Below are 23,107 nucleotides of genomic sequence, written 5' to 3'. Positions count from 1 at the left end.
GTATCGGTGAAAAGGGTCGGTCGAACGGCGGGCGGAGCGGGTCGGGTCAGTCGGTCCGCATCACGCGGGCCGCGTCAGGCGGTCGGCGCCGGTTCCGCCTCGTCGTCGAGCGCGTCCCGGGCCTTCTCGCCCTCGGTCGAGACGACGAAGGAGTGTTCGTCGGCGTACTCGGCGACCGCTTCGAGCGCCTCGCGGGTGCCGATCTGGCGGAGCGCCCAGCCGGCGGCCGCGCGGACGTCGTCGGACGGGTGCGCCTCGAGCGCGTCGGCGAGGGGGTCGACGGCGCGGGTGTCGCCGATCAGCCCGAGCGCGCGGGCGGCGTGGGGGCGGACGAGCTCGTCGGTGTCGCCGTCGGGGTCGAGCTGGTTCGCGAGCGGCTGGACCGCCTCGGACGCGCCGATTTCGCCGAGCGCCTTGAACACGACCTTCTGGAGCTGCGGGTTCGAGTCCTCGGGGACGTACTCGACGAGGGTGTCGGTCGCCTCTTCGGCCGCCATCGTCCCGAGGATCCGGATCGCGGGCTGGTCGCGCTTCTCGGCGCGGCCGAGGATCTCCTCGACCGACGCCTCGGTCTTGCCGCGCTTGCCCATCCGCTCGAACGCCTCCAGGCAGTGGCGCTCCATGAACTCGGACTGGAGCGAGTCGAGCGCGAGCAGGATCATGTCGACGTTGCCCCGCGCCTCGTGTTCCTTCAGCGCCGCCCACTCGACGGGGAAGTCCTTGTAGTGGCCGAGCACGTCGTAGTATCCCTGCGCACGGAGCTGCTCGTGGGTTTCGAGGTCGTCCCACTCCTCGGCGTCGTCGAGGCCGGCCTCCAGCTCGTCGGTCGCGTCCAGCAGCGCGGCGATGTCGTCGGCGTCGTCGTCCGCGTCGAGGTCGGCGTCAGTGACCGCGCCGGCGACCGCGTCGAGCGCCGCGACGAGCTGATCGACGGGGGCCGGCGCCGCGGCGTCGGCCGCCTCGCCTTCCGCGAGAAGCGCCTCGGGATCCTCGTCGGCGTCGCCGAGCGCGTCGTCGATCGCGTCGGCGGCCGCGTCGACGAACGACTCGACGGCGGCCGCGACGTCCTCGCGCCCGTCGTCGGTCCACTCCGTGTCTTCGACCGTCCCGGCGGCGGATTCGATCGCGTCGACGACGTCCTCCCCGTAGGGGCCGCGGGCGTCGTCCACGCCGTCGCGAAGCTCCGCGACGCGGTCTTCGAGGTCGCCGCGCGGGTCGTCCGCGTCCTGGTCGTCCTCGTCCGGCTCGGGGAGGTCGGCCTCATCGATACCGGTCTCCGCGTCGGCTAAGAGCGCCTCGACGTCGTCGAGGTCGGCCTCCGTCTCGGCGGCCTCGAGGCGGTCGGCGATCTCGTCGAGGTACTCGGTGAGGGACTCCTCGGTCGCGTCGTCGGGGAGCGTCGGAGCGGCCGTCTCCGCCGGCTCGCCGTCGTCCGCGGCGTCGGCCGGGTCGTCATCGCCGTTGCTCATATACCACGAACTCCGCGCGTAGTCCATTAAGAGGTTTCCCTTCGCGGGCGCCGGGCGGCCGCGTGCGGGGCACGGAGCGGCCGCGACCGGCGCGGCGTCCCTCCGTTCTCTGCTGTGCGGGTCGCGGTAGATCCCCGCGCTTGGTGGCTCCGTCGGAATACCGAATTCCTCGACGTTCGAGGTCGACCGCGACGCCGTCACCGACGGGCCGTACGGGCGGTTCTCCTCAGCGGTCGGCGAGCAGGTCGTCGCTCTCGACGACCGTCGCGAACTCGCCGTTCAGGTGCGCGAGCGCGACGCAGTGGGAGGTCTCCGGGTCGATCCGCTCCCCGTCGGGCGCTTCGCGGGCGTGCGTCGCGGTCGCGTCGGCGACCACGCGCACGTCGTAGCCTCGGTTCTCGGCCTCGCGCGTCGTCGTCGAGACGCAGTGGTCGGTGGTGAGTCCGCAGACGACGAGCGACTCGTACCCGGCCTCGCGGAGCCACTCGTCGAGCCCGGAGTCGAGGAACGCGCCGTTGACCGACTTCTCGAAGGTCGGCTCGCCCCCGGCGGGCGCCGTTTCCGGCTTCCACGCGAAGCCGGGGGCGTCCGGACGCAGCGGCGAGTCGGGTTCCGTCGAGGCGTGGCGGACGTGCGCGACCGGCCGGTCCGTCTCGCGCCAGCGGTCGAGGAGCGCGGCCGCGACCGCCTCGGCGTCGGGGTTGTTGCGCTCGCCCCACCCCGGCTCGTCGAACCCGACTTGGAAGTCGACGAGGAGGAGGACCGCGTCGTCAGTCATCGCCGAGTCCGGAACTGACGGGCGCGTCGGATTCGCTCCCGGTGTCGGCCGCGTCGAACGCCCGCCACGCGCCGGGTTCGAGCAGCGACTCGGACGCCTTGGGGTGTTCGCGCGTCGGGTCGAGCGGACAGGCGTCCGGGCTCGCGTCGTCGTCCTCGCGGAACAGGTACTGCTTCCACTCGCGGTCGCCCTCGGCGCCCCAGTCGCCGAGGTCGGCGTGGGGACAGACCCCGTCGTACTCCTCCATCCGGCCTCGGATCGTCTCGCGGGCGCGCTCGCCCGCCTCGGTGTCGGCGGTGATCCCCTCGAAGACGCTCCGGGGTTGGAAGGTGATCTCTAAGCCGACCGGCGAGTAGCGGCTCTTCCGGTCGTCGTAGAAGGGGGCGCGCGAGGTCGGGAACAGCGCCTCGCCGCCGAAGCAGAACTCCCACCGCGGGGTGTCGGGGTCGACCGGGATGTCGTCCGGCCACGGCTCCGGGTCGTGGACGTGGAGGAACTCCAGGACGTGCCAGAGCCGCTCGTGGTAGTGCGCCTCGCCGCGGTCGTTGTCGGGCGGCCTGAAGAACACCGCGAGCGGCGCGCGGTCGGCGTGGTCCGGGTACGTGTCGAGGTACTCTGAGAGGACATCGCGCAGCCGCAACAGCGCGGCCGGGTCCGTGGTCGACTCGCAGGCGGCGTACAGCATGTCGCCCTCGCGCTCGACCTCGATCCCGAAGTAGCAGGGGAACGGGGACCCGTCGCGCTCGCCGAGCATCGACTCCCGGAAGGTCCGGTAGTGCTCCTGAAACCACGGCGACGCGTCGTCGAGCCGATCGTGGAGCGTCTCTTGGTCCAACAGCACGCCCTCGGTGCCGGGCTCGTTCATACGCGTTGTCGGGGCGAAGCGGTCTTTTGGCTTTCGCCGGGTTCGACGCGGCGGGAACGGGCACTGCCGGCCACTCTTATAAACAAGCGACGAGAACGTCCCCGAGGAGATGGCCGACCCGAACGACTCCCACGACCTCCGACGGTTCGTCGAGGCGCAGGCCGGCGTGATCGAGTCGGCCAAGCGGGAACTGCGCGCGGGACGGAAGCGGAGCCACTGGATGTGGTTCGTGTTCCCGCAGGTCGGGGGGTTGGGGACCAGTCGGAGGTCGCAGCGCTACGCGATCGGTTCCCGCGAGGAGGCGACCGCGTACCTCGCGCACCCGACGCTGGGGCCGCGGCTGCGGGAGTGTACGGCGATCGTCAACGGGCTGGAGGGGCGGTCGGCCCGCGAGGTGTTCGGGTCGCCGGACGACCTGAAGTTCCGGTCGTCGATGACGCTGTTCGACGCGGTCGCGGACGGGGACGATCCGTTCGGGACCGCGCTCGACCGGTACTACGACGGGCCCGATCCGAAGACGCTCCGGTTCCTGCGGAACGAGTGAGACCGACGGCGGTCGAACCCCGACCGACGGGGATCGGCCGAGTCAGTCCCCGGCCACCGCGAACCGCGAGGCGTCGCCCTCCTCGGTCGGCGCAGTGAGCAGCGAGACCCCCACGGTGAGCGCGCCGGACAGCGCCATCAGCCCGAGCGCAACGTCCCAGCCGCCGAGGACCGTCTTCGGCAGGGTCGGGACGGCACCGACGACGGCGGACAGCACGACGAGCAGGTACGCCGCCTGGGGGACCGCGACGCCGGCGATCATCCCCGTGCGGGTCGTCCGCGGCCAGTAGAGCGCGCAGATCACGGGGAGCGCGAGCAGCGCGAACCCGGAGAACGCCGTGTCGCCGACCTCGATCAGCGTCCCCGGGCGGAACAGGCTCGCGGCGAACGCGAGCGTCGCGAACGCCGCCACGCCGATCCGCGCGATCCACGCCTCGCGTCGCTCGGAGGCGTCGGCGTCGACGAGCGGTCGGTACAGGTCGCGAGTGAAGTACGACGACCCTGAGAGCAGCATCGAGTCCGACGAGGACATCATCGCCGCCATCGCGCCCGCGACGACGAGCGCGGCGAACCACGCGGGGGTGTACTCGCCGAGCACGACCGGGAGCACGTTCGCATCCGTTGGCACCTCGACCGGCGTCCCGGCCGCCCACGCGCCGAGCATGAACGCGGGGAGGAACAGCAGCAAGACGAGGACGGGCCACAGCGCGAACGACCGCTTCAGCGTCGCGGCCGACTTCGCGACGAAGAAGCGCTGGTTGATCTGCGGGAACATCGTCACTCCGAACGCGATGGTGATCGCCGTGGAGACGATGAACTCCGGCGTGTACGCGCCGCCGCCGAAGCCCCCGAACTCGGGCCGGGCCGCCAGCATCCCCCCGGTCGCGGCGCCGACGCCGCCGAGCGCCGAGACGACCCACGCCGCGGCGACCCAGACGACGGAGAGCATGAACAGCCCCTGGAGCGTGTCGGTCCACGCCACGCCGCGGAGTCCGGCAACGGCGACGTAGAGGATCATGAACCCAGTGATGAGCGCCGCGCCGCCCCAGTACGGGACGACGCCGTCGGTGAGGCCGACGAGCGCCTCCCCGGCGCCCATCTGCTGGAGCATGACGTACGGGAACAGCCACAGGAGGCTGACGCCGGCGATCAGCGCGCGCAGCCCGGTCGAGCCGAAGCGGTCGCCGAGCATCTCGCCGAGCGTCACGTAGCCGTTACGAGCGCCGATCAGCCACTGCTTGTAGCCGATGACGTACCACAGCACCGCGAACAGGACGCCGTCTAAGGTCCCCATAACGATCAGCCACTCTGGGCCGGCGCGGTAGGCAAGGTTCGGCCCGCCGAAGAACGTGAACGCCGACAGCAGGGTGGCGAAGGTCGTGAAGAGCAGCACGAGCGTGCCGATCGACCGGTTCGCGAGGTAGTAGTCCTCGGCGGTCGTCTCCGAGACGCGGTACGCGACGAGGCCGAGCGCGAGCGCGACGACGAGGTAGCCGACGACGACGCCGAGCGAAAGGCCGAGCGTCACCGGCGGTTACCCCCGGTCGGCTCCGACGGGTCGTGGCTCGTCGCGCCGTCCACGGCGGCGGAATCTGTGGCCACGGTGTCGGCGGCCGCGGAATCTGCGGCCACGGCGTCGGTCCCCGCCCGCCTGCCCATCCCGCGCTCCCACGCGCCGCTCCGGACGAACAGCGCGAACAGGCCCGCACACAGCCCGAGCCACGCCACGTGCCACCAGATCCACACCGGGAGCCCGGCGGCGACGCGGTCGACGCCCCACAGCGGCCACGGCACCGCGAACGCAACGAGTATCGCGAACGTCGGTATCCAAACGAGATCGCTCCGTAAGCGCGTCATGTACAATGAAACTACGACTATAAACACAAAGAGCTATCGAATGAGTTCGAACACACATATCGGAGAGAAATTTTCTTCGATAACTGTTGCCGGAGGGACGTGGCGATAGCTATTTTCCGCGAGGAGCGCAACGATACACGGACGGGCGCTACCGCCCGCTATCACCATTCACCACTCATGAAAGACACAGAGAAATACCTGATACACGCCACCATCGCGGCCGACGGCGTCGTCGAGCGGAGCGACGTCGTCGGGGCGGTGTTCGGCCAGACGGAGGGGCTGCTCGGCGACGAGCTGGACCTCCGGGACCTCCAGGAGTCCTCGCGCGTGGGTCGGATCGACGTCTCCGTCGAGTCCGAGAACGGCCAGTCGTTCGGCGAGGTCACCGTCGCGTCGAGCCTGGACAAGGTCGAGACCGCGATCCTGGCCGCCGCGCTGGAGACGATCGATCGCATCGGCCCCTGTCACGCCTCCGTCGAGGTGACGAGCATCGAGGACGTACGGGCGGCCAAGCGCCGCGAGGTCGTCGAGCGCGCAAAGGAGCTGATCGCGGGCGGCTTCGAGGAGACGAGCCTCGCGAGCAGCGACGTGTTAGACGAGGTGCGCGACGCCGCCCGCGTCGAGGGCATCGTCGACTACGAGGGGCTCCCGGCCGGGCCGCGCGTCGGCGACTCAGACGCCGTCATCGTCGTCGAGGGCCGCGCCGACGTGCTCACGCTGCTCGACTGCGGGATCAAGAACGCCGTCGCGGTCGAGGGGACGAACGTCCCCGAGGCGGTCGCCGAGCTGACCGCCGACCGGACCGTCACCGCGTTCCTCGACGGCGACCGCGGCGGGGAGCTCATCCTCCGCGAACTCGCGCAGGTGGGCGACGTGGACTACGTCGCGTTCGCGCCGCCCGGCGAGTCCGTCGAGGACCTCGACCGCGACGCCGTCTTCGAGGCGCTCCGCGGGAAGGTCCCGTACGCGAGCCTCGCGGACGCCGGCGATCTCCGAGCGGCCGCCGGCGACGAGGATCCCGAGGACGGCGACGGGGCGTCCGTCAGCGACGGGACGACTACCGACGACGTGGCACCCGACGACGACGGTCCCGAGTCGGCCGCGCGCGTCGGCGACGGCGGCGCGGTGCCGAGCGGTTCCGCGGGCGGCGACGCGGTCGACCCGTCGCCCGAATCGACCGAGCCGCCGACTGCCGGGTCGACGACCGAATCGCGCGACGCGACGGACGCCGACGCCGAAGCCGCCGGAACGAGCGGCGCGTCCGCCTCCGGTGGCGAAGTAGAACCGGCGGATTCGGCGTCAACTCCCGAAGAAGCCGGCGGTACCGACACCGTCGCGGACGACGCCGCCGGAGAGACCGACGAGGTGTCCGGAGGCGACGCGACCGCGGACGAGATGGCTAGCGACAACGCGACCGCGGACGAGGAACCTTCGGACGGCGCGACCGCGAACGAGGAACCGACGGACGGCGCGACCGGCGAGCACGACGAACCGCGGTCGATCGCGGCGCACGTCGACGAGGTCGTCGACGGCGAGACCGGCCGCGCCCGGCTCCTCGGCGACGAGTTCGGCGTCGTCGATGAGGTCGACGCGGGAGACGCGTTCGACGCGGTGGAGGGGGCCGAGCCCGCGCCGCGAGCCGTCGTTGTCGACGGCACCGTCGACCAGCGGCTGCTCGACGTGGCGGCCCAGCGCGGGGTCGGCGACCTCGTCGGCCGCGACCTCGGGGAGTTCGTGAAGCGCCCGGTCGGAACGCGGGTACTGACGGCGGCCGCCCTCCGCGCTGGGAGCTAGCGAGACGGGGAGGTCGTCGTTGATCGCTTACGGATCGTCGATCGCCGATCGGCGGTAAAAACCGCTAAAGTCGCAGCTGCTCGCCGATAAAAGAGCGATTGGCGATCGGCGGCGAACGCCTCCAAAGCCCCAGCCGCGATTCCCGCGAGCGAAGCGAGCGGGAATCGCGACTGCCCCTTTGAGTCTCACCCGAACGCACAGCAGCCGCACCTCACGCCTCCCCGGCCTCGTCGCTGGCGCCCTCCGCTTCGCTCCGGGGCCAGCGACTCCCTCGCGCGCGCGACTCGCGGCCTGCGGCCGCTCGTCGGCACGCGCCGCCGCACCGCTCATCTGTTTATAAATGGCGTCGTCAGTGTCGGCTCACACCAGCCCGAGCGCGCCCAGCGCCGCGAACAGCGCGTCGCCGTACGTCAGCGAGGCGACGAGTCCGACCGCCATCGGGACGACGAACGGCATCCCGGGCGAGACCAGCACGCGGTCCTCGCGGGCGACGACGTCGAGGCCCTCGCGGAGCGTCGCGGCGTCGGTGCCGTACGCGCCGTGATCGATCTCGTCTAGGAACCGCTCTGCCGCCCACGGGTCGTCGGACTCGCGGTCGGCGTCGCTGTCGGTCTCCGCGTCGGCCGCATGCCCGCCGTCCGGGGCCGCGTCGTCAACTGCGCGCCCCCCGTCGGTAGGCGCGTCGTCAACTGCGCGCCCCCCGTCGGTGGGCGCGTCGTCAACTGCGCGCCCCCCGTCGGTCCGCGGACCGACGTGGGTCCCGCCGTCGGTCGGGGCGAACGTCTCGCCGACCGAGGCGGGGTCGCGGAGGTCGTCGGGGTCGGCCCGCACGTCGGAGAGCGTGCGGCCGCGCCACCGGAGATACATCCGGAGCGCGTCGAGATCGAGGCCGTTCCGGGTCGGCCCGTCGGGGTCCTCGAACAGCCGCCCGTGCCGGTCGGGCAGCGAGTCGGTCGCGACCGGTCGCGCGAAGAACATGAGCCGCGAGGCCTCGCCGCGGACGAGGTTGAAGACGGCGAGGCCGACCGGGTACGCGAGCCCGAGGAGGACGGTGTTCGTGAGGATCGTCAGCGAGAACACGCCGAGCTGGGTGTCGACGAGCGGGAGCGTGACCCCGGCGAGGTCGTACGCCGGGAACGTCGGGAAGAGCACCGCGAGCGCGATCATCGCCTTGGCGTCGGCGCCGCCGAACGCCCCGAGGTACCAGAACGCGTAGCCCAGCGGCGCGACGAAAAGCAGACTGATCGCGACTCGCACCAGGAATCGCATCTCCACGAACCCCCCGAGAGGCCAGATCGTCACAATCTCCCAGACCAGAAGCAGCGCGCCGAACAGGTACAGCGGCGGCCACAGCCTGTTCGGGAGGCGCCGGGTCCGGACGTCCCGGATCGCCGCCCACGCGAACACGGGGACGACGACGAGTCGGAGGAGGTCCGGCAGCGTCGCAACCATGTCTCCACGGGCGAGACGGGACCAATTAGGCGTTCGGGTTCGCGTATCGATATCGATAGCCGTCAGCCGTCCGGCCGGTCCGGCCGCCGATCGAACACGTCGAGGACAGGCTCCGGGTCGTCGAGGCCCGGGATCCGGTACTCGTCGTCGCGCAGTTCGATCACGACGGTCTCGGTCCCGAGCCGCCGGTCGAGCCGCCGGCGCTCCACCCGCAGATCCGTCTCGTCCCACGGCTCGACGCGCCACATCGTCGCGCCGGACAGGTGGTCGCGCGCGACGAGCGCGCCGTCGCCGGCGCGGTACTCGACGAGCCCGTGCCGGAGTTCGTGGTCGAGCGCGGCGAGCGCGAGCGGGACCGCGACCGCGGCCGCGAGGAGGAGGGCGACGGTCCCCCAGTCGCCGCCGAACGCGAACAGGAGGCCGAGGAGCGCGAGGCCCCCGCTGACGTACCAGAGCCCCGGGTGGCCGAGCGGCGTCGTCAGCGCCCCGGCGAGGCGAGCGCGGCGGGGCTGGCGGACCGTCTCGGTCGGCTTCGCGAGCGATCCGTCGACCGGCTCGGCCGCGGGCGGGTCGTAGGAGAGCCCCAGATCGAGCGACGACGACTCGTCGAACGCGGCCAGTCTGTCGCCGTACAGGCTCGCGAGGTCGAAAGCGAACTTCACCGCGACGATGCCGAGCAGGAGGGGAATCCCGATCGCGTCCGGATCGATCGCGGAGATCGGCGTGTCCTCCTCCAGCGTTCCCGCGCCGACGATCGTGACGGTGAACAGCGCGCCGAAGAAGATCGCCGCGCCCTGAGCGAACACGCCTTGGATCGCGGTCTGCGCGCTGTGATCCCGGTGCTCGCCGCGACCGAAGTACTCGACGAGCGTCGTGACCCCCTCGCCGATGAAGAGGGCGAGCGTCGCGAGCGCGACCGTGTCGACCACGGTCGAGACGGTCCCCTCCTCGACGACGACGCCGACCGTGAGCGTGCCGACGACCAGCCAGACGACCGCGAGGATCGGCGCGGCGACGGGGAGGACGAGCAGCGACGAGAGCCGGACCTGAACGCCGGTCCACGGGATCGACAGGGCGACCCGTCGCTGTGCGAGCGGGCCGATGAGCAGCCCGTCGCGTTCTATCTCGGACGGGCGTCCGGCGAACAGCGCGCGGACGAGCGCCCACCCGGAGGCGATCCCGAGTTCGAACCAGTACAGCGTCATCAGCGCGGCCGCGTTCCAGCCGAGCGAGACCACGCCGACGAGTGGGAGCAGGTTCGCGAGCGCGACCGAGAGGACTCGGGGACGACGGCCGCGGGCCAGCGCGCGCAACCCGTCGGGCGGGCGAGAGGAGGGCATCCGTCGGTCGTTCCGGGTCGGCGTACATAAGCGGCCGGGGGTTCGGCAGGGGGCCCGGACCGGTGCCGCGCGCGACCAATTTAGCGCGCCGGACCGACGTCGCGGTGGAGATAGAGGTACGCCAGCACCGGAACGATCGTGAAGAGGAGCGTCGAGGCGGCCCAAACGACCGCGTAGCGGCTCCCGCGCGCCCTCGCGTCGCGGTAGATCCACACCGCGGCGGCGACGACGACGCCGTAGATCACGAGCGTGAGCGGCAGCGACCACGGGAGAGCGAGACCGAAGAGGGTCATCCGTCTCCACCGGTGAGGTCGGCGCACATGACGAAGTCCGGCTCCGCCGCGACCGGCACGCGGTTCGCGCCGGTGTCGCTGACGTGCTCGACCGTCTCGGGGATCAGCACGCGAGCGCGGTCGGCGTCCGCCGCCGCGGCGTCGGCGGCGATCGCGTCGTACAGCGCGCCCGCCGCGTCGACGTCGCGCCACGCGGCGACGCCGTAGACCGCGGTCCGCGTGGGCTTGCCGTCGACCTCGCGCTCCGTCACGCGGGTCCGGACGGCGAAGCCGGCGAGCGCGTCGGCGTCGGCGACCGCGAGCAGTCGGTCCTCGGCGGTCGCTGTCGCGAGCTCGTCGCGGGTGAGCCAGGAGCAGGCCCACGACTCGTCCGGGTCGAGCGCGAGGCCGCGCAGGCGGTCGCGGACGGCGCTGTCGCTCCAGAACGCCCACGCCGCGTTCGGGTCGGGGTCGGGGAGACGGTCGAGACCGGCGGCGTCGCGGTCGATTGCGTCCGGGTCGGGCGCCGGCTCCGCGAACCGGAACTCCGTCGCGGGGTCGAAGCCGACCGCGCGCGACTGGCCGAGTCCCATGACGTTCCACGAGAACACCATGTTGCGGCAGACGGTCGCGCCGCGTCCGCGCGCCCAGTCGAGCACCGCCTCCGAGAGGGCGGTCCCGACGCCGTGGCCGCGCGCGGCGGGGTCGACGCGGATCCCCTGTCCCCACGCCTCCCACTCGCTGAGGAGCGCGCCCTGGATACAGCCGACGACCGCCTCGGGGTCGCCCGCGTCGGCGGCACCGTCTCCGTCGCCCGTGACGTGCGTGTCGCCCGCGTCTCTGCCGTCGAGGTCGCCCACGTCGGCGGCGTCCGGGGGGAGCGTCGCCACGAAGGTGCCGCAGTCCGGGTCGTCGGACGCGGCCCACTCCGGGAACACGCGAGGGATGTAGTCCTCGTGGCGCTCGCCCCACGTGTCGCGGGTGAACGCCGCGACCGCGTCGGCGTCGGCCGGGCGCGCCTCGCGGACGACGACGGTCGGCGCTGCGTCGGCCTCGTCGGCTGCCTCGCTCATCGCCAGGGCCGCGACTCCTCTGTCAGCTCGCCCGCGAGGTCACGCGTCATCGCGTCGGCGGGGTCCGCGCGGTTCGCGAGCGCCCACATCAGCTTCACCTTCGCGGTTCCGGGGAGGGTGTCGCCCGCCTCGACGACGCCGGCGTCCAGCAGGTCGCGGCCGGTGTCGTACACGCGGTCGCAGACCCGACCTTCGAGGCACTGGCTCGTCATCGCGACGACAGTCCCGCCCTCGACCAGCTCCTCGATCCGCGGGATGAGGTCGGTGTGGACGTGGCCGAGCCCGGTGCCCTCGATCACGACGCCGTCCTTGTCGTCGAGGTACGCCCACGCGGCCGGGTCCATTCCGGGCGTGAACTTCACCAGCTCCACGTCGCCGTCGAGGTAGGGCTCAAGCGCGATCGCGTCGCCGTCGGCCGCGTCGCTCCCGTCGGTTCCGCCCCGCGAGCGCGGCTCGCGGTTCCACTCGATCGCAGCGTCGGCCGCGTCACCGTCGGCGCCCGCCTCCGCGGCGCGCTCGTAGTCGATCAGCCCGAGGGGCGCGGCGCCGACCGTCTCGAAGGCGTCCCGGCGCGAGGTGTGATTCTTGCGGACGCGCGTGCCGCGGTGGAGCGCGCAGGCGTCGTCGGAGGGGTCGGCGTGCATACAGACGAGGGTCTCGCTATGCTCGGCCTTCGCGGCCTCGACGGCGCACACCGCGTTCATCACGTTGTCCGACGAGGGCCGGTCCGCGGAGCGCTGGCTCCCCGTGAACACGACCGGGACGGGCGAGTCGAGCATAAAGGATAGCGCGGACGCGGAGTACTGCATCGTGTCGGTACCGTGCATCACGACGACGCCGTCGGCGCCGGCCTCGATCTCCTCGGCGACCGCGTCGGCGAGGTCGCGCCAGATGGACGGCTCCATGTTCTCCGAGAGGATGTTCGCGACGACGCGCCCGCGGTAGTTCGCGCGCCCGGCGAGTTCTGGGACGGCGCGGAGGACGTCCTCGGCGTCGAACTGCGCGGTGACGGCGCCGGTCCGGTAGTCGACGGTGGAGGCGATCGTCCCGCCGGTGGAGATGAGCGAGACGGTAGGGAGGTCCTCGTCGAAGGTGATCTCGGAGGTGGCGTCAGCCTCGTCGTCGGTCTCGGCCGCAGGGTCGACCTCGCGGGCGGCGGAGTCCAGCACCTCGACATCCGCCGCCTCGCGGTCGATGCCGACGTTGTAGCCGCCGTCCAGCTTGACGACGAGGTGGTCGCGCGTCGTGGAGGGGAGCAGTACGCCCTCGTTGGTGACGCCCCCGCGCTCGACGCGGACGCGATCTCCCGGTTGCATACGCTCCGCTTCCGCCGGGGCGGACTTGAATCCAACCGTTCGAGGCGGCGCGACGGGAGCGTCGCAAAAACGGCGAGGAAGAAGAGAGGCCGACGGCTATCGACCGAGTGCGGGAGCGGCGGGCGGCCGGGTCAGTGCTCGATGTACTCGGCTTCCCAGTCGGTCCGGGCCTCGATCTCGCGGCGGCCGCGGCGGGTCAGCGTGTAGTAGTTGGTGCGGCGGTCGCGCTGGCCCTTCTCGACGAGCCCCTTTTCGACGAGCGTGTCGAGGTTCGGGTAGAGGCGGCCGTGGTGGATCTCCTTTTCGTAGTACTCTTCGAGTTCCTCCTTGATGGCCAGCCCGTGCGGCTCGTCGAGCCCCGCGATCACGTAGAGCAGGTCTCGCTGAAAACCTGTGAGGTCATACATACGACTGCCTAGACATATTATCCGAAAATAAATAAATATACCGTTACATCTGTCCTCATACGACCAGCCGGCGGCACCTACGCCTCCGTAACCGACGGGTTCGTTCTGTCAACTCCGTAACTGTCATCCGAAATAGAGCGGGTATTCGGCGATGGGAAGTCGTTACGGTTACCTGATACGTGCCCGGAGCCCGCGGCTCACAGGAACGACTGGCTGTCGGAGCAGGGCGCCGATCGGAGAGAAACCGAGCGGCTCCGATCGGGCGCGACGAGACGGAGGCGAGGCGCTATCGGATCAGGGCGTGCGAGGCGCTATCGAAGCAGGATATGCCGGACGCTGTCGGAGTAGCGCTCGAAGAAGGCACGCCCGACGCGGAAAAAAGCCGCGTCGAGCCTGCCGATTGGTCCCCGCTGACGCTTCGGCCCTCCAGACGAAGCGTCACCTGACGATAGCAGGTAGAGCGTAATAAACGTGTTGTACGCCGCTCACATGTGTTCTTCTTCTAACACCCAGCCGAGCGCGCGCTTGTAGTGCGCGAACAGCTCCTCGACGCCGCGGTGGTTCATCTCTTCGTCGTCCAACTGCTCGCGCAGGAACTCGTACTGCTCTCTGATCTCCTCTTCCGAACGCATACCACTCGGTACGGAGCGGTCCCGGATAGTGTTGTGGCCGGAAGGGTGTCGAGCGGTTGACGGGGCGCCGTCGCCGAGACTCTCGCGACTGACTGAGGGCTCACCGGATCCGGAGGGTCATCGATACCACCAGACGACCACGCCGACCACGAGGAGTGCGCCGACGGCGGTCAGTACCCCGCCGAACCGCGGTGACCACCCGACCGTCGCCACGCCGAGAAGCGTCGCCACACCGAGCATCGCCGTCAGGAGACCGGTCACCAGAAATATCGCGCCCAACACGACATCGGGGACCAGCTTTGCGACCTCGTCGATGAGCAGGTCGAGTGTCTCGTCGAGCATGGGGACCGGCCGTGTTCGGCCGACGACGGTGCCGGACTAAATGCTGTCGACGGTCAGTGACGAGGAGAGGGCCTGAGGCCAAATCACGGCCGCCTGGTTACACATATCGATCGTAGTTCGACAGAGGACACCGCAAATTCCCAGCCGCGGGGCCGCGCCCGTACCGCGCAGCGCCCCACGCCTCCCCAGCCTCGCGGCTCGCGCTCTTCGAGCGCTCGTCGCCACGCGCCGCCGCGTCTTTTCGATGAGTACTGTCGCGGACACCGGCGAACGGTAACGTTGATACGTCGACCGCGGATATGAGAGGAGACGAATGGACGACCGGACTCGCGAGTACCTCCGGGGGCGGTTCGGCGACTACTACCGGTCGGTGTCGCTGTCGCTCCCCCCCGACGCGAACCTCCGCGAGTGGGGGCACATCCCGTGGACCCCCGGATCGGGGACGACGATGGTCCGTCACCAGTCGCTGTACGACCTCGGCGACGTGGACACCTTCTTCGCCGACAACGCGCCCCGGCACGCCTACTTCTCGGCCGCGCGCTACGACGACCCCGGAGCGACGACGATGGGGCAGAAGGGGTGGCGGAACGCCGACCTCGTCTTCGACCTGGACGCCGACCACCTCCCCGGCGTCGACCCCGAGACCACCTCCTACCCGGAGATGCTGGCGGCATGTAAGGACGCGCTCGTGCGGCTGCTGGACTTCATCGACGACGATTTCGCGTTCGAAGACGTGACGGTCGTCTTCTCCGGTGGGCGGGGCTACCACGTCCACGTCCGGGACGAGAGCGTGCGGGAGTTGGACAGCGAGGCGCGCCGCGAGATCGTCGACTACGTGCGCGCCATCGACCTCGACAGCGACGGACTGATCCGGACGGTCTCCGAGCGGGGGACAACGAAGCGCGTCCTCCGCACCGAGGGCGGGTGGGGCGCGCGCGTTCACGACGCGCTGGTCGAGTACGCCGACGACCTCCGCGAGATGGGCGACGAGGCCGCGCGCGAGCGCCTCATGGAACTCGACGGGATCGGCGAGGGGCGCGCGGAGACGATCCTCGGCGCGTTTGACCGGAACCCGACCGCCGTGCGCGAGGGCAACGTGGAGGCCGGCGGGCCGGGCGTCCGCCGGCTCGTCTCCGCGCTCGCCGCGCGCGTCGCCGCGACCGACGCCGCGCCGATCGACGAGCCGGTGACGACCGATACCCGGCGGCTCATCCGGCTCCCGGGGACGCTCCACGGCGGCTCCGCGCTCGTCGTCACGCCGCTCGACCGCGACGAGCTCGCCGACTTCGACCCGCTCCGGGACGCGGTCCCGGACCGGTTCGTCGGCCGCGAGATCCGGATCGAGACGGACGCGGATCGGACGGTAGAATTAAACGGCGAGCGCGTCAGAGTTGAATCCGGTAGAAACACCGTGCCCGAGTTCGCGGGAGCCTTCCTGATGGCCCGCGGCGAGGCGCGGAAAGCTCCCGAACGATGACCGACGACAAATGAACCTCGACGAACTCCGATCCGCGCAGGCGAAGGAGCGCCGGAAGGACAGCCTCCAGCACCTGCGGGACTCGTTTTACGACGACGTGGGCGCGTACGTCGCGGACCTGCGCGCCGCGCGCGACCGCCGCGCCGAGCAGGTCGAGAACCCGTTCTCCGACGACGACGTCCGACGGCTCTCCGACGAGGTGGAGACCGCGGAGGAGGTCGCCGAGGCGCTCTACGAGCGCCGGGTCGGGAAGGTCGTCAAGCTCGCCTCCTTCGCCGCGGCCGACATGTCCGTCGACGAGGAGGGAATGACGGCCGAGGAGCGGCGGCTGTTCGACGACCTCGTCGAGCGCATCAGCGCGAACAAGTCAGCGGTGCTCGATGTGCTCGCGGGCGAGTCGCCGGTCCCGGACGAGTCCGCGACCGCGGACGGCGACGACCGGCCGCTCGGGACCGAGGAGGGGTCCTCGGCCCCCGAAGCGAGGACGCCGGACCCGAGTCGGGCAGACACCGACTCACCCGACGGTGGCCCCGAGCCGTCGGACGCGGACACGGCTCCCGCCGACCCGGAACCCGAGCCGTCGGACGCCGCTACGGCGTCGGGCGACGCCGGCGCCCTCGCCGGCGCGATGGGCGGCGACGGGGGAGACTCCTCCGCCGACGCCGAGCCGGAGCCGAACGAGGACCGCCCGGCGCCCGACCCCGAGTCCGCGTCCGACGGCGGCGAGGGTCCGACGCCGGTGCCCCCCGAACCGGCGCCTCCGGGAGCGATCGGGGCCGACGACGCGGCCGACGCCGACGACACGATCGGCGACAGCGCGATCGGCGACAGCGGCACGGTCCCGGGCGATCGCCCCGCGGGAGACACGGACGAGGGGGCCGACCCCGGCGCGACGACGGACGGGGGAGCGATCCCCGAGTCGCCGGCAGGGGGCGGATCGGACGCGGCTGCGGAGCCGGGTGCCGGTTCGAAGCCTGACCGGCCCACCGAGCGAGCCACGGTGCGGATCACCCGCGACGTGGGAGCGATCTTCGGCGTCGACGAGCGGGAGTACGAGCTCGCGAGCGAGGACGTGGTCTCACTGCCCGTCGAGAACGTCGATCCGCTCGTCCAGCGCGACGCCGCCGAGCGGATCGACTGACCGCGGTCGGCGAGGTCGGTCGCCCGAGTGAGTGACTCACTGCGGTCGACAGCGCCGCTCGACCGACCGACGGACACTAACGCCAGCGGCCGCTACGGTCCCTCGATGGAGATCGAGTTCCTCGGCGGCGCCCGCGAGGTGGGGCGGAGCGCCCTCCTCGTCGACGACGCGCTGCTCGTGGACTACGGACTGATGACCGCGGAGCCGCCGCAGTACCCGGTTCGCGATCCCGAGCCCGACGCGGTCGTCGTCTCGCACGGACACCTCGACCACGTCGGCGCGGTCCCTGCGCTGCTGAAGGGCGACCGCCGCCCGCCGATCCACTGGACGCCGCCGACCGGGGAGCTCGCGCGGACGCTCGCCGAGGACACGCTGAAGCTCCACGGGAACAGCCCGCTGTGCCCGTTCGGCGCCGAGCACGTCGCGCGGTTGGGCGAAGTGGAGATGCGACACGGCTACGGCGACCCCTTCCCGGTCGCGGGCGGGATCGACGGCGGCGGCTACGAGGTGACGCTGTTCTCGGCCGGGCACATTCCGGGCTCGGCGCACGTCCTCGTCGACGACGGAGACACTCAGCTGCTGTACACTGGCGACTTCCACACCGACGACCAGCGGCTGGTCGCGGGGACGACGGCGCGCCCCGACGCCGACGTGGTGGTCTGCGAGAGCACGTACAGCGACGTGGAACACGACGAACGGAGCCGCGTTGAAGAGCGGTTCGCAGAGAGCGTCGAGACGACCCTCTGGGAGGGCGGGGCCGTCGTCGTTCCGGCGTTCGCCATCGGGCGCACCCAAGAGCTGCTGTTAGTCTGTGCGGCCCACGACATCCCATGCTACGTCGACGGGATGGGGAAGGAAGTGACCGAGATGCTACGGCGGTACCCCGGGTTCGTTCGCGACCCTGAGGCGCTTCGGCGCGCGAAGTCGCACGCGCGCTTCGTCACCGGTCGCGACGGACAGCGCGAGCGCATCGCCGACGGGAACGCGGCGATCGTCACCACCAGCGGGATGCTGTCCGGCGGCCCCGCGATGACGTACATCCCCGCAATCCGGGCCAACCCGGTGAACAAGATCACGATGACCGGGTATCAGGTTGAGGGGACTCCCGGACGTGACCTGCTGGAGTCGGGCCGCGCCGAGATTGACGGGCGCGTGATGCCCGTGAGCGCGCGCGTCGAGCAGTACGACTTCTCCGCGCACGCTGACCGCGACGGGCTGTTCGGGTTCCTCGATTCCTACCGCGACGCGACGGTGATCGTGAACCACGGCGACCGCTGCGAGGCGTTCACCGCGGACCTGCGCGAGGGCGGGTTCGAAGCGAGCGCGCCGGAGATCGGGGAGCGGATCGAACTGTGAGCAGGTCGGCCCGCGTGCGGGTCGTACCGTGAGCGGAGTCAGTCGTCGCGTCCGTCGGCGGCGGACGCGTTCGAGGCGCCGGCGTGTCGGCCTCCCGCCGGCTGCGTTTCCGCCGGAACGCAGGTCACGGAGCGGACCCGGCTCAGCGAGACGCTGACGCCGTCGCCGCTCCCGTCGACATCGAAAACGAGCGAGACGGTCTCCTCCTCGGGACAGCGCAGCGTGACGTCGACCGCGGCGGCGGTTCCCTCGTCGAGAGACAGCGGCGGACCGACGGACTCGATCGTTGCGTCCGTCGATCCGGGGTCCGAGATCGAGACATCGACGTCGAAATCATTGAGGTCGCTGCCGAACTGATTGCGGTACTCGACGACTGACGTCGGCTCTCCGTCGTGGACTTCGCCGGAGAGCGGCGCGTAGCCGAGGTACGCGCTCTCGTCGTCGGTGACGTTGACCGAGAGCCCGCGGTCGGCCTCCATCGTCGTGAACCCGGCGGTGCCGAAGACCAGCCCGATCGCCGCCGCGAACGCGAGCACGAGGCTCAGCGCGCGGAGCGGCCGCACGCTGGCCGTCGGCGTCCGGGTCGCGGTGCTCATCTGCGCTTGCGGATTTCGGGCGGTTTCTCCGTGTTTCCGAGGCGTGCTTGGCGGCCGATCACGTGGTGAGCGACCGAAGAGATTCCGAAGACGGTTGCGGTGAACACTCCCACGTCGATCGCTTCGAGCCCGGCGAACCCCGGCGTTCCCGTAGCGACGGCGAGCAGGAGCGAAGCGGCGAGGCCCGCGAGCCCGACGTAGTAGAGGCTCCACGGGATCTCTCTGCTCCGGAGTACCTCGACGTAGATGTCGAGCGCCTCCAGTTCGGGCGTCGGCGCGACGAGGTTCTCCTCGTCGTCGATCGTGACCACGTTCTTTTCCTCCAGTTTCGGCAGGTGCGTCCGCTGGAGAGTACTATACACGTTCCGTCGGTCCTCGTACCGGACCTCCTCCGGATCGACGCCGCGCTCCCACGCGGTGACGTGCGTGGAGAGATCCGAGACGTCGATCGGTTCCTCCGCGCGCTTGAGCGCGTGGATGACGAAGCGGCGACGTCGGTTCGACAGCACCTCGAACACCTCGTCCTCAGATAGTTCACCCCCGTTTCGGCTCGGTCGGTCCGTCGTGGTCGTTGTAGAGAGCATCAGTGTGGCCACCCTGGTATTGCGCCGCCGACCGTCTCCCAATAACCGGCGATTCTCGCTTGTAGCGTGTGAGATGTAATAGCATAAATAGGTGGGATAATTAACCTGTTAATATTTGTTATATGATGTTAACAGGGACAGATCACCGGTCAGGCGAGGAGTGACTGAAACCCAGTATGTACATCTGACCGATCTTCAAGGAGTCGTTGTTTATCAAGACGACTCCCTGAAGCGGTCTAAGACTACGTTGTACGGGTTCAGGATGACCTCGATTCGAGCGACGAGGAGTGCCCTCAAGTAATCGAGCGGGCCACGTCACGCATCGAGAGCGGCTCGCGAACGTGTCGAGAATTTCATAACGAAGTACCTCTCCCTACATGGGATATCCAAGCACTCCCGGTCCGGACGACGGGTCGCAGGGGTGCGTGAACACAGGTGAGATACGACATGGACCGACGTAAATTCGTGATCGGTGCAGGATCGCTCGCTGCCGGTGGGGCAGCCGCAATGGGGACCGGCGCTTTCGCAAGCGTCGAAGCGACCCGGAGTGTCAGTGTTAACGTGGCCGGGGACGGGAGTGCGTACCTGGGTCTGGAGGACACGTCACCGTACGCAGAGACGAACGGCAAGCAGATGGAACTGAACTTCGCGAACAACGGGAACGGTGGGAGTGGTATCAATGCCGATTCCGTGTCGACGTTCGACGGAGTGTTCAGGATGACTAACAACGGTCCGGAGGATCTTGACATAACCATCGATAAATCAGGGTTAGCCAACCCCGAGCGGTGGCACTTCGTGCCGAAAGAGGTGTACGATGAGTACAGCGGAAATTACCCTGAAGACAGCTTCTACCCAAGTTGGGACAACTACGGTGGCTACGAGACAACTAACGCGAGTGCAGGTGGACTCGACTCCGGTAACTCCACGCTAGTCGGTGTGGCAATCGACGCACGAGACCTGAATAGCGTGCCGGGCGGAGAGATTATTTTTGCCGTTACGGACGAGGACGGCCCCTACGGAAGCAATACCTCTACTCCGACTTCGTAATTAGACTCTTATTTTGAGTTTATCTTGACTTTATTTAAATTTATTAGTTGTGTATACTTCTGTCGGTGTTGAATCATCTTTAAATAAAGATTTTATTTGAGGATTATAAAATAATAACAATACTTTTTCTCCGCCACTCCCGCTCGCGCAGTTCGGGCGGTTTCTCCAGATTCCCCAACCGAGCACCCTCGTCGTAGTAGTAGTGGAGCAGCGCGGAGACGGCGAACAAGGTGACGACAAAGGCGGCGGTCGCGTCGAGCGCGGCGAAGCCCGGCACGCCGACCGCGACGGCGACCTGGACGAGCCCCGCGAGCACCGCGAGCCCCACGTAGTAGAGGCTCCACGGGATCTCGCGCCCGCGCAACACCTCGATGTACACGTCGAGGTCGTCGAGCGCGGGCGTCGGCTCGACGAGCTTCGCCTCGTCGTCGTACTCCACCACGTCGCACTCGTCGAGCTTCGGCAGGTGGGTGCGCGTGAGGACCGTGTGGAGGTTCCGGCGGTCGTCGTGGTCGATCGTCTCGGGGTCGATCCCGCACTCCCACGCGGTAACCCGCGTCGAGAGGTCGGCGACATCCATCGGCCCGCCGGTGCGTTTCAGCGCGTGGATTGCGAAGCGGTGGCGGCGGTTCGCGAGCAGTTTGAAGATGGTTTCCTCCGGCAGCGATACGTCGCTTGTCGTTCCCATCGGTCGCCGAGAGCCTCGTGTGGCGTACGCCGGCCGAGACCGCGGTGGCGATCTCCTGTTCGGCGTTTAACATTACTGGATACGGGACACCAAACAAAGCGGGAAAGTACTTAATCAGATAATATCGGAATTGTCCGGTTTTGTGAGACCCTACGGCCGGTTGAGGAATGACAGTGGTACCGGAAAAATCCCATCTGAGATCTCGTTCTACGCTTCGAGAACCAATACCTCTAACTAACAGACACTCACTCGGCCTTGTTTAGACGCTCCCGACGACTGCGGTTAGTTGCTCTGTTGGGTGAACCGAATCACTCTGAGAGTAGCTCTCTACCCGATCTCGTTCGTTGGACACCGACTGTAGAACACGATCTACACCGCGTCTAAACAAGGCCCACTCACTCTATTCAGTATACATAATTAATTTTTCTTCTTGTACATCGGTTACACCAGAAATAAGCGGCATAATTCACTTATTTGTATCTATAAACACATATACCGGCGAATGAATTTCTGACAAGAGTATCATGATTTACTCCCCGCCGTCGGTGTACGCCCAGTCGTCGAGCACGCGCTCGGCGACCGCGTTCGCCTCCGCCGGCGAGGGACAGGAGCCGTCGACGACCTCCTGAGAGAGCTCGCCCGCGAGGTCGTACACCGCGCTCCCGTCCGCGCGCTCGGCCACGCGCTCGAAGGTGGGCCGGTAGCCGGCGGCGGCGCGCTGACCGATCTCGTCGAGCGAGGCGTCGATGGTGTACTCGAGCTGACGGACCGCTTCCTCGGGTTTCATATCCAATTGTCCGACTCCGACCTACTTAAATGTACTCGGATTCAGAACTGAGTTAATTTCGACTCGCGCCCCGCGTCGAACCGACGTTTATACTCCGCGGCGGCGTCGACTGGGCGCATGACCGACGCAGACGAGCGCGGCGCCGATTCGGGCGGGCGCGAGGAAGTCCCCGCTCCCGCGGCCCGCGCGGGCGACGTCGACGAACGCGCCGCGGTCGCGAAGCGTGCCGCGGAGGCGGGCGCCGCGGTGGCGAACGAGGGCTTCCGGAGCGACATCGCGGTGGAGACGAAAGGCGAGGACGACGTGGTGACCGAGGCGGACCGCGCCGCCCAGCGCGCCGTCATCGAGTCGATCCGCGAGTCGTACCCCGACGACGCGGTCGTCGGCGAGGAAGAGGACGAGCGCAAGACGGTCCCCGAGTCGGGCCCCGCGTGGGTGATCGACCCCATCGACGGAACCCACAACTACGTCCGCGACATCCGCGTGTGGGCCACCGCGGTCGCCGCCGTCGTCGACGGCGAGCCGGTGGCGGCGGCGATCGTCGCGCCCGCGCTCGGCGACACCTACATCGCCGACGCCGAGGGCGCGTACCGCAACGGCGAGCCGATCGCGGTGAGCGGCGTGACCGAGACCCGGCACGCGACCGTCGACCCGACGATCTGGTGGGAATACGACGCCCGCGACGAGTACGCCCGCGCCTGCGAGGCGATTGTCACCCGCTTCGGCGATATGCGCCGGCTCGGCGCGGCGCAGGTGGTCCTGCCCACCGTCGCCGCCGGCGGGCTGGAGGGGACGATCACGAACGTCGCGGCGAACCCGTGGGACACGGTGGCAGGCGTCTTCGCGATCCGGCAGGCCGGCGGGCGCGTGACGGACTTGGACGGGAACCGCTGGCGGCACGACTCGACCGGGCTGGTCGCCTCGAACGGCGCACTCCACGACGAGGTGCTCGCGGCCGCGAACGAGATCGAATCAGACTGATAAACGGAGTCCGTAGTCGTTGCTGGTCGGTGCCGAGTCGTTAGGTGATAAATCGAGGTCGCCGATCGGTGGATAGCCGCCGTATCCGTTCAGTTATAACTGGCTGATAGCGGATCGACGGCGAACACCGCCGAAGCCACAGTCGCTTGTTTATAAATGGCTGGTGGCGGATCGACGGCGAACACCGCCGAAGCCCCAGTCGCGAGGACGACGCACGCTCGTTGCGCTCCTCGCTCGTTCGCTCCGCTCACTCGCTGCGGTGCTTACGTCGCCTGCGTCGTCCTCGCGACTGCCCCTTCGAGTCCCGCCC

Annotated in this window: 23 protein-coding genes and 1 pseudogene; 7 read left to right on the top strand and 17 right to left on the bottom strand. The window is 69.3% G+C overall.

Features of this window, described 5'->3' with window-relative positions; all coding sequences use genetic code 11:
• Positions 1-74: 74 nt before the first annotated feature.
• The 3 genes from EXE41_RS01490 to EXE41_RS01480 all read right to left on the bottom strand — a co-directional run bounded on the left by EXE41_RS01490 (position 75) and on the right by EXE41_RS01480 (position 3,112).
• Entirely contained in the window at positions 75-1,469 is a 1,395-nt protein-coding gene (locus tag EXE41_RS01490) for a HEAT repeat domain-containing protein (protein ID WP_137690129.1), read from the bottom strand.
• Between the two features lie 226 nt (positions 1,470-1,695).
• Positions 1,696-2,247 (bottom strand): cysteine hydrolase family protein, encoded by a 552-nt coding sequence (locus EXE41_RS01485; protein ID WP_137690128.1) that lies wholly within the window; start codon positions 2,245-2,247, stop codon positions 1,696-1,698.
• Positions 2,240-3,112 (bottom strand): YqcI/YcgG family protein, encoded by an 873-nt coding sequence (locus tag EXE41_RS01480; RefSeq protein WP_137690127.1) that lies wholly within the window; start codon positions 3,110-3,112, stop codon positions 2,240-2,242. Before EXE41_RS01480 ends, EXE41_RS01485 begins: the two co-directional genes overlap by 8 nt.
• 109 nt (positions 3,113-3,221) lie before the next feature.
• On the opposite strand from EXE41_RS01480, the gene EXE41_RS01475 reads away from it, so the two are divergent.
• Positions 3,222-3,656, top strand: a complete 435-nt coding sequence (locus EXE41_RS01475; RefSeq protein ID WP_137690126.1) for a DUF1810 domain-containing protein — start codon at positions 3,222-3,224, stop codon at positions 3,654-3,656.
• A gap of 42 nt (positions 3,657-3,698) precedes the next feature.
• Here the strand turns inward: EXE41_RS01475 and EXE41_RS01470 are convergent, their stop codons facing one another.
• On the bottom strand, positions 3,699-5,183 hold the full coding sequence (locus tag EXE41_RS01470) for a sodium:solute symporter (protein WP_086215837.1): 1,485 nt from the start codon (positions 5,181-5,183) through the stop codon (positions 3,699-3,701).
• A gap of 89 nt (positions 5,184-5,272) precedes the next feature.
• Positions 5,273-5,512, bottom strand: a pseudogene (locus EXE41_RS01465) (DUF3311 domain-containing protein); the annotation flags it as partial.
• Between the two features lie 177 nt (positions 5,513-5,689).
• Here EXE41_RS01465 and dnaG point away from each other — a divergent pair.
• The gene (gene dnaG, locus EXE41_RS01460) at positions 5,690-7,306 is read left to right on the top strand and encodes a DNA primase DnaG (RefSeq protein ID WP_137690125.1); all 1,617 of its coding nucleotides are present in this window, start codon (positions 5,690-5,692) and stop codon (positions 7,304-7,306) included.
• A 360-nt stretch (positions 7,307-7,666) separates the two neighbouring features.
• Here dnaG and EXE41_RS01455 read toward each other — a convergent pair whose 3' ends face one another.
• From EXE41_RS01455 to EXE41_RS01425, 8 genes are all read right to left on the bottom strand, one after another.
• Positions 7,667-8,758, bottom strand: a complete 1,092-nt coding sequence (locus tag EXE41_RS01455; protein ID WP_137690124.1) for an A24 family peptidase — start codon at positions 8,756-8,758, stop codon at positions 7,667-7,669.
• A 62-nt stretch (positions 8,759-8,820) separates the two neighbouring features.
• A complete protein-coding gene (locus EXE41_RS01450; protein WP_137690123.1) occupies positions 8,821-10,098 on the bottom strand; it encodes a DUF6498-containing protein in 1,278 nt (425 codons plus the stop codon).
• Between the two features lie 80 nt (positions 10,099-10,178).
• On the bottom strand, positions 10,179-10,391 hold the full coding sequence (locus EXE41_RS01445) for a hypothetical protein (protein WP_006112952.1): 213 nt from the start codon (positions 10,389-10,391) through the stop codon (positions 10,179-10,181).
• Complete coding sequence (locus EXE41_RS01440; RefSeq protein WP_137690122.1) at positions 10,388-11,443, bottom strand: GNAT family N-acetyltransferase; 1,056 nt, start codon at positions 11,441-11,443, stop codon at positions 10,388-10,390. Before EXE41_RS01440 ends, EXE41_RS01445 begins: the two co-directional genes overlap by 4 nt.
• Complete coding sequence (gatD, locus tag EXE41_RS01435) at positions 11,440-12,759, bottom strand: Glu-tRNA(Gln) amidotransferase subunit GatD (RefSeq protein WP_049930348.1); 1,320 nt, start codon at positions 12,757-12,759, stop codon at positions 11,440-11,442. The genes EXE41_RS01440 and gatD overlap by 4 nt, the downstream gene beginning before the upstream one ends.
• Positions 12,760-12,890: 131 nt before the next feature.
• Positions 12,891-13,166 carry a PadR family transcriptional regulator gene (locus EXE41_RS01430; RefSeq protein WP_004597247.1) on the bottom strand — a complete coding sequence of 92 codons (276 nt, stop codon included), beginning with the start codon at positions 13,164-13,166 and terminating at the stop codon, positions 12,891-12,893.
• Between the two features lie 485 nt (positions 13,167-13,651).
• Positions 13,652-13,798 carry a hypothetical protein gene (locus EXE41_RS19170; RefSeq protein WP_167373080.1) on the bottom strand — a complete coding sequence of 49 codons (147 nt, stop codon included), beginning with the start codon at positions 13,796-13,798 and terminating at the stop codon, positions 13,652-13,654.
• 117 nt (positions 13,799-13,915) lie between these two features.
• On the bottom strand, positions 13,916-14,140 hold the full coding sequence (locus EXE41_RS01425) for a hypothetical protein (RefSeq protein WP_049930346.1): 225 nt from the start codon (positions 14,138-14,140) through the stop codon (positions 13,916-13,918).
• Positions 14,141-14,453: 313 nt separating this feature from the next.
• Between EXE41_RS01425 and priS the strand changes: the two genes are divergently transcribed.
• The 3 genes from priS (at position 14,454) to EXE41_RS01410 (ending at position 18,114) form a co-directional block, all read left to right on the top strand.
• On the top strand, positions 14,454-15,617 hold the full coding sequence (gene priS, locus EXE41_RS01420; protein WP_049930344.1) for a DNA primase small subunit PriS: 1,164 nt from the start codon (positions 14,454-14,456) through the stop codon (positions 15,615-15,617).
• 10 nt (positions 15,618-15,627) lie between these two features.
• Complete coding sequence (locus EXE41_RS01415; protein WP_137690121.1) at positions 15,628-16,758, top strand: hypothetical protein; 1,131 nt, start codon at positions 15,628-15,630, stop codon at positions 16,756-16,758.
• Between the two features lie 105 nt (positions 16,759-16,863).
• On the top strand, positions 16,864-18,114 hold the full coding sequence (locus EXE41_RS01410) for an MBL fold metallo-hydrolase (RefSeq protein ID WP_137690207.1): 1,251 nt from the start codon (positions 16,864-16,866) through the stop codon (positions 18,112-18,114).
• A 38-nt stretch (positions 18,115-18,152) separates the two neighbouring features.
• Here EXE41_RS01410 and EXE41_RS01405 read toward each other — a convergent pair whose 3' ends face one another.
• Together EXE41_RS01405 and EXE41_RS01400 are read right to left on the bottom strand one after the other, a co-directional pair.
• Positions 18,153-18,710: a hypothetical protein gene (locus EXE41_RS01405; protein WP_199240847.1), complete on the bottom strand. Its 558-nt coding sequence runs from the start codon at positions 18,708-18,710 to the stop codon at positions 18,153-18,155.
• Positions 18,707-19,294 (bottom strand): transcriptional regulator, encoded by a 588-nt coding sequence (locus EXE41_RS01400; RefSeq protein WP_137690120.1) that lies wholly within the window; start codon positions 19,292-19,294, stop codon positions 18,707-18,709. The genes EXE41_RS01405 and EXE41_RS01400 overlap by 4 nt, the downstream gene beginning before the upstream one ends.
• A 447-nt stretch (positions 19,295-19,741) precedes the next feature.
• Between EXE41_RS01400 and EXE41_RS01395 the strand changes: the two genes are divergently transcribed.
• The gene (locus tag EXE41_RS01395) at positions 19,742-20,341 is read left to right on the top strand and encodes a hypothetical protein (RefSeq protein ID WP_137690119.1); all 600 of its coding nucleotides are present in this window, start codon (positions 19,742-19,744) and stop codon (positions 20,339-20,341) included.
• 103 nt (positions 20,342-20,444) lie between these two features.
• Here the strand turns inward: EXE41_RS01395 and EXE41_RS01390 are convergent, their stop codons facing one another.
• On the bottom strand, positions 20,445-21,029 hold the full coding sequence (locus EXE41_RS01390; RefSeq protein ID WP_137690118.1) for a transcriptional regulator: 585 nt from the start codon (positions 21,027-21,029) through the stop codon (positions 20,445-20,447).
• Between the two features lie 529 nt (positions 21,030-21,558).
• Positions 21,559-21,816 carry a hypothetical protein gene (locus tag EXE41_RS01385; protein WP_137690117.1) on the bottom strand — a complete coding sequence of 86 codons (258 nt, stop codon included), beginning with the start codon at positions 21,814-21,816 and terminating at the stop codon, positions 21,559-21,561.
• A 117-nt stretch (positions 21,817-21,933) separates the two neighbouring features.
• On the opposite strand from EXE41_RS01385, the gene EXE41_RS01380 reads away from it, so the two are divergent.
• A complete protein-coding gene (locus EXE41_RS01380) occupies positions 21,934-22,797 on the top strand; it encodes an inositol monophosphatase (RefSeq protein WP_089308329.1) in 864 nt (287 codons plus the stop codon).
• Positions 22,798-23,107: the final 310 nt, after the last annotated feature.

This window comes from Halorubrum sp. SD690R (assembly GCF_005435035.1).
GTDB lineage: Archaea > Halobacteriota > Halobacteria > Halobacteriales > Haloferacaceae > Halorubrum > Halorubrum ezzemoulense.
This window is presented reverse-complemented; position numbering and strand designations above follow the sequence as displayed.